This window comes from Xanthomonas sp. NCPPB 3005 (genome assembly GCF_041228095.2).
Classification (GTDB): Bacteria; Pseudomonadota; Gammaproteobacteria; order Xanthomonadales; family Xanthomonadaceae; genus Xanthomonas_A; species Xanthomonas_A bonasiae.
The window spans coordinates 1413139-1425881 of sequence record NZ_CP166096.2; the positions used below are offsets into that span (position 1 = coordinate 1413139).

Annotated in this window: 12 protein-coding genes; 6 read left to right on the forward strand and 6 right to left on the reverse strand. The window is 59.4% G+C overall.

What is annotated here, in order from left to right; genetic code table 11:
- Window position 1: 1 nt before the first annotated feature.
- Window positions 2–865, reverse strand: a complete 864-nt coding sequence (locus AB8810_RS06095) for an A24 family peptidase (protein WP_046978035.1) — start codon at window positions 863–865, stop codon at window positions 2–4.
- A gap of 6 nt (window positions 866–871) precedes the next feature.
- Window positions 872–2131: a type II secretion system F family protein gene (locus AB8810_RS06100; protein ID WP_369915837.1), complete on the reverse strand. Its 1260-nt coding sequence runs from the start codon at window positions 2129–2131 to the stop codon at window positions 872–874.
- Between the two features lie 384 nt (window positions 2132–2515).
- On the opposite strand from AB8810_RS06100, the gene AB8810_RS06105 reads away from it, so the two are divergent.
- From AB8810_RS06105 to AB8810_RS06115, 3 genes are all read left to right on the forward strand, one after another.
- Window positions 2516–2923, forward strand: coding sequence for a pilin (locus tag AB8810_RS06105; RefSeq protein WP_369915838.1), 408 nt, complete (start codon window positions 2516–2518; stop codon window positions 2921–2923).
- 67 nt (window positions 2924–2990) lie between these two features.
- Window positions 2991–3401 carry a pilin gene (locus AB8810_RS06110; protein ID WP_369915839.1) on the forward strand — a complete coding sequence of 137 codons (411 nt, stop codon included), beginning with the start codon at window positions 2991–2993 and terminating at the stop codon, window positions 3399–3401.
- 40 nt (window positions 3402–3441) lie between these two features.
- The gene (locus AB8810_RS06115; RefSeq protein ID WP_369915840.1) at window positions 3442–5301 is read left to right on the forward strand and encodes a hypothetical protein; all 1860 of its coding nucleotides are present in this window, start codon (window positions 3442–3444) and stop codon (window positions 5299–5301) included.
- A gap of 22 nt (window positions 5302–5323) precedes the next feature.
- Here the strand turns inward: AB8810_RS06115 and AB8810_RS06120 are convergent, their stop codons facing one another.
- Window positions 5324–6439, reverse strand: a complete 1116-nt coding sequence (locus AB8810_RS06120) for a glycosyltransferase family 4 protein (RefSeq protein WP_369915841.1) — start codon at window positions 6437–6439, stop codon at window positions 5324–5326.
- Window positions 6440–6551: 112 nt separating this feature from the next.
- Between AB8810_RS06120 and AB8810_RS06125 the strand changes: the two genes are divergently transcribed.
- Genes AB8810_RS06125 through AB8810_RS06135 form a run of 3 tightly spaced genes read left to right on the forward strand, consistent with a single transcriptional unit; the run spans window position 6552 to window position 9395 of the window.
- Complete coding sequence (locus AB8810_RS06125) at window positions 6552–7364, forward strand: class I SAM-dependent methyltransferase (protein ID WP_369915842.1); 813 nt, start codon at window positions 6552–6554, stop codon at window positions 7362–7364.
- Window positions 7361–8230 (forward strand): FkbM family methyltransferase, encoded by an 870-nt coding sequence (locus AB8810_RS06130; protein ID WP_369915843.1) that lies wholly within the window; start codon window positions 7361–7363, stop codon window positions 8228–8230. The genes AB8810_RS06125 and AB8810_RS06130 overlap by 4 nt, the downstream gene beginning before the upstream one ends.
- A 1-nt stretch (window position 8231) precedes the next feature.
- Complete coding sequence (locus AB8810_RS06135) at window positions 8232–9395, forward strand: glycosyltransferase (RefSeq protein ID WP_369915844.1); 1164 nt, start codon at window positions 8232–8234, stop codon at window positions 9393–9395.
- Here AB8810_RS06135 and AB8810_RS06140 read toward each other — a convergent pair.
- Genes AB8810_RS06140 through AB8810_RS06150 form a run of 3 tightly spaced genes read right to left on the reverse strand, consistent with a single transcriptional unit; the run spans window position 9370 to window position 12700 of the window.
- On the reverse strand, window positions 9370–10620 hold the full coding sequence (locus tag AB8810_RS06140; RefSeq protein ID WP_369915845.1) for a lipopolysaccharide biosynthesis protein: 1251 nt from the start codon (window positions 10618–10620) through the stop codon (window positions 9370–9372). The two genes, AB8810_RS06135 and AB8810_RS06140, sit on opposite strands and share 26 nt — an antisense overlap.
- Window positions 10617–11819: a glycosyltransferase gene (locus tag AB8810_RS06145; RefSeq protein ID WP_369915846.1), complete on the reverse strand. Its 1203-nt coding sequence runs from the start codon at window positions 11817–11819 to the stop codon at window positions 10617–10619. The genes AB8810_RS06140 and AB8810_RS06145 overlap by 4 nt, the downstream gene beginning before the upstream one ends.
- A 23-nt stretch (window positions 11820–11842) precedes the next feature.
- A complete protein-coding gene (locus AB8810_RS06150) occupies window positions 11843–12700 on the reverse strand; it encodes a glycosyltransferase family 2 protein (protein ID WP_369915847.1) in 858 nt (285 codons plus the stop codon).
- Window positions 12701–12743 lie beyond the last annotated feature (43 nt).

The window sequence follows — 12743 nt, forward strand, 5'->3', positions numbered from 1 at the left end:
CTCAGCGCAGCCCGGACCAGCGCATGTAGGTATCGATGATTTCCGTGCCCCAGAAGAACACGATCCAGCCGGCGATGGCCAGATAGGGGCCGAACGGAATGGGCGTGGCCCGGTCGCGGCCCTTGGCCGCCAGCCAGATCGAGCCGAGTACCGCGCCGACCAGCGAGGAGATCAGGATCGTCGGCAGGATGCCCTTCAGCCCGCACCAGGCGCCGATCGCCGCCAGCAGCTTGAAGTCGCCATGGCCCATGCCTTCCTTGCCGGTGATCTGCTTGAACAGCCACCACACCGACCACAGCGACACATAGCCGACCGCCGCGCCGAGCAGCGCCGGCTTGGCCGGCATGTACAGATTGTCCATGCTGCCGACCAGGCCCAGCCACATCAGCGGCAAGGTCAGCTGGTCCGGGAGCAAGCGGGTGCGCAGGTCGATCCCCGACATCGCGACCAGGAAGCAACTGAACACGATCGCGCCGAACCCCTGCCAACCGAAGCCGAAGCGCCAGACGCTGGCGACCACCAGCAGGCTGGTCAGCATCTCGACCAGCGGGTACTGGATCGAGATCGGCGCATGGCAATGCCGGCACTTGCCGCGCAGGGCCAGCCAGCTGAACAGGGGAATGTTCTCGTACCAGGACAGCTTGTGCTTGCAGTGCGGGCAGTGCGAGGGCTCGACCACGATCCCGGGCGGCGGCGGATCGTAGATGTCCGGCAGCTCCAGGATCTCGCGCGAATCGCGCTTCCACTGCCACTCCATGCGCTTGGGCAGGCGCAGGATCACCACGTTGAGGAAACTGCCTACCAGCAAACCCAGCCCGGCCGCGGCCGGAAAGCCGAGGCCGGGATGTTGATCGAGAAATGCCATTAATGCTTATCCAACGACGGAGGCCAGCTTGAAGATGGGCAGGTACATGCCGATCACCATGCCGCCGACGATGGTACCAATGAACACCATGATCAGCGGCTCGATCAGGCTGCTCAGCGCGTCGACCGCATTGTTCACTTCCTGCTCGAAGTATTCGGCCACCTTGAACAGCATCGCATCCAGCGCGCCGGCCTCTTCGCCGATCGCCGTCATCTGGATGACCATATGCGGGAACAGGTTGGCCTGCTTCATCGCCACGTTGACCGGGTAGCCCACCGAGACGTCGTCGCGCATGCGCAGCACGGCTTTCTCGTAGACGCTGTTGCCGGTGGCTCCGGCGACGATGTCCAGGGCTTCCACCAGTGGCACGCCGGCGCGGAAGGTCACGCCCAGCGTCCGCGAGAAGCGCGCCACCGAGCTGTTGTGCATGATCTGGCCGATGATCGGCACCTTCAGGATCAGCCGGTCCATGCCGTGCTGCATCGACGGCGAACGCTTGTAGGCGAAGACGAAGCCGACAATGGTGCCAACCAGGACGATCAGCAGCATCCACCAATAGGCAACCATGAAGCGCGATGCAGCCACGATCATCTGCGTAAACGCGGGTAACTCGGCGCCAAAGCCCTTGAACACGTCCTCGAACTGAGGCACCACCCACACCAGTAGGATCGAGCTCACCAGCAATGCGACCGCCATGACCATGGCCGGGTAGAACAGGGCCTTCTTGATCTTACCCTTTAGCGCTTCGATGTTTTCCTTGTAGGTCGCGACCGTCTCCAGCACGGTTTCGAGCACACCAGCGCCTTCGCCGGCCTTGACCAAGTTGCGGTAGAGCTCGTCGAACTGGACCGGATGCTTGCTTATTGCCTCATAGAGCGACGAGCCGCCCTCGATATCGGTGCGGACCTGGTCCACCATCTTCTTCATGCGCGGGTTCTTGTGCCCGCTGGCAATGATCTCAAGCGATCCCACGATGGGGACGCCTGACTTCATCATGGTCGCCATCTGGCGGCTGAAAAAGGCGATGTCCTTCGGGGTGATCTTGCTGCCGGTAGCGCCAAAGAGGGGCTTGGGTTTCGGCTTGACCACTGACGGCGTGATGCCCTGGCGGCGCAATTCCGCACGCAGCAGGTTGGCGTTCTTGGCGGTCTGCTCGCCCTTCATCTTGACGCCGCGCTTGTCGGTTCCCTCCCAGACAAACGGCACCTGCTGATTGGTAGTACGTGCGACGGGCTGTTTGGGTACTGCGCTACGAGTTGCGGACATCAGGTGTGCTCCCCGTCCAGCCATCCCCAGGCGGACATGTCCGGCATGGTATCGGTTTCCGCGGCGTCTGGCATCCGTGGTCGATGGGGGGCTTGGCCGGGGGCATGGGAAGCCAAAATTCCGTCATGGTGACGCTGAGCGTCACTTTGTGACATTGTCTGGCAGAGGGGGTGTCTCATCGCAAATCGCTTCTTTTCCTGTGTCTGGCCCAAATGCGATGAGGCATCATGCGTCTCGGGGAGCAAGGGGTACGCGTGAGGAAGTTGGCACGCAGCCTGCTTGTGTCACCCGCACGTGGCGCTCTGCCGCGCGGCGCTCGAGGGGTAGCAGGCTCCGCGGGCCGAGTGTCTGCCAACTTACACACCATCTCTAGGGGATTCACCAATGAAGAAGCAGCAGGGCTTTACCCTGATCGAACTGATGATCGTCGTCGCGATCATCGCCATCCTGGCCGCCATCGCGCTGCCGGCCTACCAGAACTACGTGCGCAAGTCGCAGGTCACCGCGGCGCTGTCCGACATCACCCCGGGCAAGACGCAGTTCGAAGTGCTGACCAACGAAGGCAAGAGCATCACCAGTGCGACCGATATCGGTCTTACTGCAGCGACCAGTCGTTGCAGCGCGATCGCGCCTACCGCAGGCGATACCGGCAATATCAACTGCGTCATGATCGGCGGCGAAGGCGTTAGTGGGAAGTCCATTCGTTGGACGCGCAATGCCTCCGGCAACTGGACTTGCTCGACCGACGCTACTGACAAGTACCGTCCGAGCACCTGCACCGCGAATCTGTAATAGTTTCTTGTCTTGCTTAAGGAAAGCCCCACTCGCTGGGGCTTTCTTTTTATGGGGGAGCAAAGGCATGCGCGATCAGAAGGGTTTCAGCCTGATTGAACTGATGATGGTGATCGCCATAGTGGCAATTCTTTCTGCGATCGCCCTTCAGGGCTATACCAATTATGTTTCGCGCTCTCAGGTTGTAGCGGCGTTGAGCGAAATTCGGGGTGGACAGACAGGCCTCGAGGCGGCATTCAACGACGGCAGGGGGAGTGATGTCAGTGCCTCCTACATAGGGCTGTCCTCATCCGCGCGATGCCCGGAAATAACTGCGTCTGTTGATGCTGCAACAGGGGTGGGCGGCATCAGCTGTGTTCTGGCCGGTAATGACGTGGTGGCTGGAACTACCCTGTCTCTACGCCGGAGCACGTCTGGTGTGTGGAGTTGCGATGGCGGCGATGTGCCTGAAAAGTATCGGCCCGAAGGGTGTGGATGATTGATTTTCTGAGTAGAGACTCCTTTCCGGGGATGCTGTGATGGCGAATCCGCCAACCTTGCGGGCGTTGGTTGCTTCCCCGTGGCTTGGAATTGCCGTATTGGCGATCGTTATTCTGGCCGCATATTGGCCTGGGCTGACGGGGCCATTCTTGTTCGACGATTACCCGAATATTGTCGACAACGCGAAGGTCCATCTTGCCGCGCTCGACTTCGAGAGCTTGAAAAATTCGGCCATGGGATATGAGCCTGGCTCAGTGGGGAGGCCATTGGCCACATTGAGTTTTGCCCTGAACTGGTACTTCTCGGGTGAAAACCCTTGGAGCTATAAGTTGACCGGATTGGTGATCCATATCGTCAACGCATGGTTGGTGTTTGCCCTGCTGTTGAAGATGACTCGAAGTGCTGAAATATCCTCTGTTCAGCGTGGAATCGGCTATTGCCTGGTGGTGGCTTTGCTGTGGGCGGTGCATCCCCTTCAGGTGTCTACGGTGCTCTACGTGGTTCAGCGAATGGAGTCGCTGTCGCTGACGTTCGTGTTGCTGGCGCTCATTGTCTATCTGCATGGAAGACAACGGCAGATGGAAGGCGGTGCAGGGTGGGCGTGGCTTTGCTTTTCCGGGGCCCTGGCTTTGGTTGGGCTTTTGTCCAAGGAGTCCGCTGTACTTTTCGGGGCTTATGCCTTCTCGCTGGAAATAAGCCTGTTTCACTTCGCCGCAAATAGTCGGCGGGATAGGCGCTTGCTGATTGCGTTGTATTTGGTGGCTGGCCTGGTCGCGAGCGTCATATTCTTTGGGTGGCTCTTGCCGCGGGCACTTCAGCCCTGGGCGTTTCAGGGAAGAGATTTCACGCTCTATGAGCGCTTGCTTACCCAGGGGAGGGTGCTGGTTTTATACCTTCAGCAGATCGTCCTGCCGGTGCCAAAAAGCTTGCTTTTCTATTACGATGCCTATCCGAAATCCGTGGGTCTGCTTTCGCCGCTGACGACGGTCTTTTCGTGGATTTTTATTGGCGCTCTACTTTGCGCGGGATGGCTCGCCCGGCGATCAATGCCGTTGCTTTCGCTCGGGATTTTCTGGTTTTTTGCCGGGCATTTGTTGACGAGCAACGCCATAGATCTTGAGCTTGTTTTTGAACATAGGAACTATTTCTCCGTGCTTGGAGTGCTCCTCGTGTTCGCCGAGTTGGTGCGCATCATCCCACTGAGGGATGGCCCCGCAATCAAATATGTCGGTGTTGCTGCTGTAGTCGTCTTCATGATCAGTCTTTGCGCTATTCGTTCGGCCACGTGGGGTAATGGTTTCCTTTTCTTCAATGAGTTGGTGGACGTAAACCCGCAGTCCGCACGGGCGAGAACCGGTCTTGCTATTGCGCTCGTTGAGCGCGCCAATGGCGACGGTGATTCGCCCCTGTACAGCTTGGCCGAGCAACAGTTCGAGGCTGCTGCAGCTCTGCCGAGCGCATCGACGCTGCCCGAGCAAGGACTCATTCTCATGGCGCTGGCGTATGGCAGGCCGGTGAAGGATGAGTGGTGGTCAGGGCTGATTTCGAAGTTGAAAACAAAGCCGCTTTCGGCGGATGTTGTGTCATCCGTCCACGATCTGATTCAACGGCGCAAGCGTGGCGTGGCGGTCGATGATGAAAGACTGAAAGAGGCATGCATCGCACTGGCCACTCGGGACGGTGTCCCTGCCTTCATGTATGCCCAGTTCGGCGACTATGGCCTGACTTACCTGCATGACGCCACATTTTCCAACCTGATGTTCACTAGAGCAGTGGAGGCCGGCAGGTCAGATCCTGCCTTTGTCGCCAAGATGCTTTCCACGCTTCTTCAGGAAAGGCACCAAGAGCAGGCGTCTGTCGTGCACGACAAGGCTAAAGAACTCGGCATATTGAAATAGGCACGGAGCGCCGGTTGTAGCGTCACATCTGTGTCGACGCGCCGACGGTTTTAGCCCGGAGTGCCGAATCGAGCGTGATTGCGCAATCGCGCCAAGTCGGTATGTGGATCGCAGGAACTGAGGGGTGTGCCAATTGCGTAGAAATGCGGTCCGCCAGCATCTCCACATCGCCTGGCTCGTAAAGACACGACGCGTGGTTGCGCAGTACCTGTGCAACGTCCCCTATCGCTGTGGCGACCAACGGAATTTGCATCGCCAACATTTCATGCAGTTTTAGCGGGAAACAGTAGCGTCCAAACATCGAACTCCGGTTGCACACAACCCCGACATCCAACGATGCCAGGACCTGGGGTACCTTGACATGCGTAAGTCTCCCCAGGTCGATGATACGGGGATGCCGATAGCGACGAACTGTCCAATCAGTTGGCCCGGCATGCACCAGCCAAAGGTCTTGCGCCCCTTGAGCCAGATGAGTGAAGCCATCAAAAAGATCGCTGATGCCCCGGCTCGAAGTCAGCGCCCCTGCTGTACCGATTATGCGCGCGTCGACGGGTAGTCCCAAAGCGGCTCTGGAGGAGTGCTTGTCGAGCGGCCGAAATATCTTCGTGTCCACGCCATTCACTACGACGTGGACGGGACAGGCTACGTGGTAGTGCTCGCGGACATGCTTCGAAAGGGTGTGGCTGACCGTCGTCAATGCGTGCGCGCGGCGGCAAGCCGACCGAAATGCACCAGCCAGGCCGGGTAGCCGCGAGAGGCCAAAGCTCTCATAGTTGTCATAGAGGTCGATGACGTAGGGAACGTCTCGCTTGATCGCCCATTGAGCGGCAAGCACCGCCTGGAGCATGTCGGAACTGGCCCACACGACATCTGGACGCCAGCGCGAGGTCGCTGTGTCGAGCCATTGGGAATGGCGAAGAAGGCCCTGTGGCAGCGCGTTGACCGAACGCCACTGTACGCCGAGATCGTCGGGTTTAGGGACGTCTTCTTCTCGGCGCCGGCGATAGCTGAGTGCGCAGACGCGCACCGAGTGGCCCTGCCGGGCCAGCTCGCGAGGCAGCTCGTACAGTCGCCCAAAGCGGTCTTCAAGGAGATCCTTGTCCGAGTACTGCCGCTTGCAGACCACCAATATCTTCACTCGGGCGTTTCCTGTCGATCGGCGCTGAAGCGCCGCGCGTGCGACGGTCTGGCAAGCTTATCCTTCAGGCGTTAGATTAACCGCAGCCAGACCCTGCACTCCAGAGCCGTCAATGTCCGCCAGCGAACATCATCTCAAGAGCTTGCAGGCGATTCGGGCATACGAGTTGCGTCAGGCCCTTGCGTTCTTCCCAGTTCCTGCGTCTGGCCGGGAGGTAACCGTCCTGGAGCTGGGGGCTGGGACTGGCCAGCAGGCCTTGATGCTGAGGGAGGCAGGCTATGAAGTGCGTGCGGTGGATTTGCCAAGCAGCCACTACCATGATGCACGGGTCTTCGAAGTCGAGGACTACGATGGACGGACGCTTCCATTTGCCGATGGTGCGTTCGATATCGTTTTTTCCTCGAACGTTCTTGAGCATGTTGCGGACATCGACCGCATCCTGGATGAGACGAGGCGTGTGCTAAAGCGCGATGGCCAGGCAGTGCACGTGCTGCCCAGTAGCTCTTGCCGTCTTTGGAGCATTCCTGGCCACTATCTCTGGCTGGCACGCCGGGTGCTGCAACGGGTTTCCACCTCCACGAAAGCGCCAGCTGAGGGCGAGAATTCCGTTGCAATTCCAAAGACCCCATCGGGACTTGAGGAGTGGCTGAAGACGCTGTTTCCTTCGAGGCATGTAGAAAGAGGCAACGTGTTGACTGAGACGTTCTATTTTTCCCGCTCGTGGTGGTTGCAAGCGTTCCAAAAAGGGGGCTTTGAGGCCGTCACGATACATTCGACCGGGATCTTCTACACGATGTGCAATTCATTTGCGCATAAGTTGTCCATCGCGAGGAGGAAGAATCTCTCGTCGTTGTTGGGTTCGTCGTGCCACATCTATGTCTTGCGCAAGCTGAATCACATGGCGGACAAGGAGGTGCTCGGGTGAAGGTCGGTACCTTGCTCGGCCTCCGTGCCTCTGCCAGAGCATTCTCATTTGGCGGGCGGTTCAATGCTCCTCAATCCATCATGAGGCGACTCTTCCGGCATCACAGGGCCATGGTCAGCATCGGAGATTTTGACGGTGACATGGCGATGGACTTGTCTTTGACGGAACACATGCAGCGGCGCATCTTCTGGATGGGGTACTACAGCCAGGGCATCGTGTCCTTGTTGGACCGCACCCTGGCGCCCGGCATGAGCGTCATCGATGTTGGCGCCAATATCGGGGAGATCACACTGGTGGCGGCGAAGCGCGTGGGTCAGGCAGGGAGGGTCGTTTCGTTCGAACCTGTCGATGGCCTCGCCGACACGTTGTGTAGCCATGTGCTGCGAAACGATCTCCGCAACGTCACGGTGGTACGTCAAGGACTGTCGAATCGACATGACCATGTGCCGATCTTCTCTTCCTGCGGGCAAGGAGAACCTGGAGACGAGCATCACGGGCTGGGCAGCCTGTTTGGAACACCTTCGCACGATCGCGCACTTCAGGACGTCGAAATAACGACGCTGGACGCTTATCTCGATGCAAATCCGCTCCCCAGGGTCGACGTCATCAAGGTCGATATCGAAGGTGCCGAGCTGCCCTGTCTGCAAGGCGCCAGGCTTACGTTGGGGAAGTACAAGCCCTCGTTGATCGTGGAGGTCCAGAAGGAGTCCTCGTTGAAAGCGGGGTACGATCAGCGCGATATACTGGACTATCTGCACGAATTCGGATATCGGTTCCATGCCATTCGGTCCGATGGAGCGCTATGGAACGTAGACCGTTCCTCTCTCGGGCCCTACCAGAACGTGCTTTGTACCGTCGCCGAGTAGAATGACGGATCCTGAGCCAGCCAACATTTGGATTCTCCTGAGCCGATTCGGTCATGGGGGTCTGGAGCGCGTGCAGGTTGCGCTCGCCAATGGGCTTTGCCTTCGAGGTCACCACGTCAAGCTTGTTGTGGGACAGGTGCTTGCGCATCCTGTTGATGGGCTCGTGGCGAATATTCCTGTTCTTGAAATCGCATCAAAGGGGCCTTTTCATTTTTTATCGGGTTTTTGGCGCGAGTGGCGGCGGCAGGCGCCAGATGTAATTTTCACGACGTCCAATGACGTGGCGTGCCTTGTCCTGTTCTTGAAGTGCGTTTCCCGAAAAAAAATACGCGTGGTGACTACCCAGCACCTGTCGATATCGGGTCCGAGGATGGCGAGTCATGGCGCCAAACGGTTGAAGCTTGAATTGCTGAAGCGCGTGATGCGGGCGCTTTTTCCTCGTGCCGATGCTTGCGTCGCTGTGTCCGAATCGGTGGCTGGCGATATGCGCTCTGAATTGGCGCTGCTGCCTGACAAAGTCAGCGTCATCCATAATCCCGTGGTGGCGTCGGACTTTGAACTGCGCTCCTTGCAACAGGTGAACTGGCCGTGGCCGGACCGGAGTGCTCCCACCGTCATCTTCGTTGGCCGACTTTCGCCGGAGAAGCGTGTCGATCTCCTGCTTCACGCATTTTCTCAGGTCGTCACTCAAGGGCCAGCGCGGCTGCTGATGATTGGAACTGGCCCGCTGGAGCGCCGGGTGTCGCAATGGGTGGAGGCGACTGGGTCAGATGCGAGATACAAGTGGCTTGGCTATGTCCCTAATCCCTTGCCCTATATTCGTCAGGCAGACGTCCTGGTCCTGTGCTCAGATTACGAGGGCTTCGGAAATGTTCTCGTGGAAGCAATGGCATGTGGTACACAGGTCGTTTCGACGGATTGTCCCGACGGACCGCGCGAAATTCTGCAGGATGGAAAGTTCGGGCAGCTTGTCCGTTGCGGCGATCGCGATGCGCTGGCCGCAGCGTTGATCCATGTCATCGACGGCAGGTGCCGGGTCGAGCCTGACGCGTTGAGGCGACGGGCGGCCGAGTTCGGCGAGCAAAAATCAATCGATGCTTATGAAAAGCTTATCGCGGGACTCCAGTCACGAGTTCATGTCAGGTCGCGCTCGCCCGATGCGTGATCAGACGGATGGAGAACAGAAGCACCAAGGCGCATTCGCCTGCGATGATGGCCCAGGCGGAGCCTATTGCTCCTTGCGTAGGAGTGAAGGCGAACATTGCCCACGCCAGGACGCAAAGACCTATCGTCTCAAGCAATACCCTGGCCCGGATATCACTTCTCGCCAAGAGCCAGTGCGCCAACAGGATCCGCATGCAACTGATGGGCGCACACCAGGCGAGCAGCTTTACGACGGGTGCGGCGGATGCGAAGTCGCTGCCCAATATCGCGACGATTGCGCCCGATGCAAAGTAAAGAAACAGGGCCGCGACCAGCCCGTAAGCAACGGTGCACGCGAGCAGCGCCCGCATCATGAATGGGTGCTCGTTCATGCCGGCCCCCTGCCGAAACATGCGAGGCAGCGCCGCACCGATGAGCCCTTCGATCGGGAGTGTCGCCAGTCCCGTGAACCGCTGAGCTGCGGTGAAGTTTCCTGCGATCGCTTCGCCTCCCCAGCGCAGCGCGAACGTCTTGTCCACGGAGGTCCATGCCATCGTGCTTGCCCAGATGCCTGAAAGTCCGATGCCGGCCCGCAAGTCGTTCCAGGCAAGTGAATGGTTTGGCGAGTTTGCGAGCAATCGCCTTGTGCATCCGTGCCGCAGCAAGATGGCGCAAGCGGCCAGCGCTGTCAGATGCAGCCAGACGTACAAGGAAAGTCCCTGGCCAGATTCGAGTTGCATGAAGGCGCCAACCGCGGCGACTCTAGCCAAGGACCCTGCAACGGGTACCGCTGCTGCTTGCAGCACCAGTGTATGGGCAGCGTATGCGGAGGCAACCTGGGCGATGATTGGTGCGAACAGAATTTCCGATAGCCCGATGCCGAGCAGTATCCAGCTGCCTGGCTGTTTGAAGATGGCGCTTCCAAGCACCAAGTACACGAGCAGAAGCAGCGGTGTACTCCATGCCAAGGCACGTCCCGCCTGTTGCCATCTCATGGGGAATAAGGTGTGGTCGCGCGCCGTATCCTGATACATACGCAAGCCAAGTCCGAAGCCGGCGAAACCTCCCAGCGCAACGGCCAGGCCTGCAATGCCTGAGTAGTTTCCGTAACCAGATGCCCCTAGTACGCGAGCCAAAAGCAGCACCCAAACGAGTTGGCTAGCTACTCGCAACGCGTGCCAGAGCGTTGTGCCGAGGGTGTTGCGTGCCAGCCAACCCAGTTTTGGCATGCGGAGCTTGGCATTCATCGTGAAGAGCCGGCGAAGCGTCGTCGCATCACGCTATCCAGCAATGCTGCGTATGCCCCCGCGCGCACATGCCAGTCAAAGCCGCGCACGTCGTTTGGATCGACCAGCTGCGGTGAGCGGATTAGGCGCGAAACGGTGTGGGCCAATGCTGCTGCGCTACCCGGCGGAACCGTATGCACCCCGTTGCATGTCTCAGCCAAGCGTCGGACTGCAGGGATGGCGGACACCACAACCGGGCAACCGCATCCTAGTGCTTCTATCGACACGAGTCCGAGCCCGTCCTGGTCGCCACCTTTTGCCTCTACAAAAGGGGCGACGAGCAAGGCGGCGCGGCGGTAGAGTGAGGGAAGCTCCGCCTGGGGAATCGCACCCAGGAAGCAGACAACGTCCTGCAGTCCCAGGTCGCGGACCTGCTTCCTGCGCGTCTCCAGTTCGGGACCAAACCCGGCAACTGTCAACGTAGCACCGGGGACGGCGGCCCGGATCGCGTGCATCGCAGCGATCAGGAACCGAAGGCCCTTTTTTTCCACAAGCCGACCAACGAATAATATTTCCGTACGCGATCGTGGTACTGCGGGGTCGGGAAAAAATCTGGCTGAAAGATCTGTCCCCATCGGCTCTACCACCACCTTGGACATATCTGTCCCCAGGTTGGTCACCTGCTCCAGCATGCCCTCGCTGACGACGGCGAGACACGCCGATCGGCGTATCACCATGCGTTTGATCATGCGGAACGGCCACGACTTCAGCGCGAACAGATCCGCACCATGAGAGGTGACCAGGAACGGTATGGAGGGTGTAGCAATCGTCAGCGCAGTGGCAACCAGCCCCTGCGGCAGCAGCCAGTGCGCATGGATGACGGAGGGTCGATATTTGCGGGCCACCCGATAGGCCGCGACCAGTTGGCCGAGGAAAAATCCGGGGAGCATGAGGGCCTTCCAAGGATGGCGTCTCACGTTCGATACCATTCCGCCATCGTTTACCAAGGTTTCCCATCGCTGCGGAGCATAGCGATAACGATGGATTTCGACGGAATCCATTAGCTCGCGGCCTAGGGCGCCCTTGGCGCCAGGACAGATCACCACGACGCGGAACCGGTCGGTCAAGCGTCGGCACAACTCATGGACGAAGCCAGGTTCCGTGTCGTCGCGCCAACGAGGATAGGTGGAGGCCAGCACCAAGAGCGTCGGCTTGGTCATGTCTCGGCTCTTCCCGCGTACGTTCAGGCGTCGCGCCGATAGGTCAGGTTGGTGATCTGCTCGGAAATCAGCCCAATCAGAAAAATGATCACCGCGGCGCTGAACAATAACGTGCTCATATTGGTGAAGCGGTGCATCGTCGCGAACGTGTAGCCATAGTAGGTGAGTCCGAGCGCAAAGAACGCCATCGAGACCGGAACGAACAGCTTCAGCGGAGAATACAGCGTGGCGATCTTGAAGATGATCAGTAGGAAGCGGATGCCGTCCTTCATCGGGCGGATGTGGCTGCCGTTGCCGACTCGTTTCGCGACCGGGATCGGCACGTAGGCGACCGGATAAGCGCTGCGAAAGAACGCCATCGTGCTGGTGGTGGGGTAGCTGAAGCCGTTCGGGAGCAGGTGCAGGAATTCGCGAAACCTGTCAGCGCGGACTGCACGGAAGCCGGAGGTGAGGTCCTTCACCTCGAAGCCAGTCATGCGGCTTGCTAGCCAGTTGTAGAAACGATTGGCGAGCCCGCGATGCATGCTGGCCTGGCCGCTGCTGTCGCGCGCGCCGACGACCATGTCGTAGCCTTGGCCCAGCGTGGCTAGCAGTTTCTGGATATCACCTGGATCGTGCTGGCCGTCCGCGTCCATGAAGACGAGGATGTCGCCGCTAGCGGCACGCGCGCCGCGTTTGATCGCCGCGCCGTTGCCCATCGAGTAAGGGCTGCCGATGACCCGGGCGCCCTGGTCGCGCGCGACCTGCGCGGTCGCATCGGTAGAGCCGTCGTCCACGACGATGATCTCGGCATCCGGCATTTCTTCACGCAGCCGGGGCAGCGTACGCGACAGGCCGGCCACCTCGTTCTTGGCCGGCAGGATGATGCTGATCTTGTCCAAAGGTCGACCCCTAGTTCCCCGTTCGCTATGTTAATCGCAGTCG

Excerpts from the sequence above, each read along its gene's own strand:
- AB8810_RS06095 (WP_046978035.1), bottom strand. The coding sequence starts at position 865 with ATGGCATTTCTCGATCAACATCCCGGCCTCGGCTTTCCGGCCGCGGCC.
- AB8810_RS06100 (WP_369915837.1), bottom strand. The coding sequence starts at position 2,131 with ATGTCCGCAACTCGTAGCGCAGTACCCAAACAGCCCGTCGCACGTACT.
- AB8810_RS06105 (WP_369915838.1), top strand. The coding sequence starts at position 2,516 with ATGAAGAAGCAGCAGGGCTTTACCCTGATCGAACTGATGATCGTCGTC.
- AB8810_RS06110 (WP_369915839.1), top strand. The coding sequence starts at position 2,991 with ATGCGCGATCAGAAGGGTTTCAGCCTGATTGAACTGATGATGGTGATC.
- AB8810_RS06115 (WP_369915840.1), top strand. The coding sequence starts at position 3,442 with ATGGCGAATCCGCCAACCTTGCGGGCGTTGGTTGCTTCCCCGTGGCTT.
- AB8810_RS06125 (WP_369915842.1), top strand. The coding sequence starts at position 6,552 with ATGTCCGCCAGCGAACATCATCTCAAGAGCTTGCAGGCGATTCGGGCA.
- AB8810_RS06135 (WP_369915844.1), top strand. The coding sequence starts at position 8,232 with ATGACGGATCCTGAGCCAGCCAACATTTGGATTCTCCTGAGCCGATTC.
- AB8810_RS06140 (WP_369915845.1), bottom strand. The coding sequence starts at position 10,620 with ATGAATGCCAAGCTCCGCATGCCAAAACTGGGTTGGCTGGCACGCAAC.
- AB8810_RS06145 (WP_369915846.1), bottom strand. The coding sequence starts at position 11,819 with ATGACCAAGCCGACGCTCTTGGTGCTGGCCTCCACCTATCCTCGTTGG.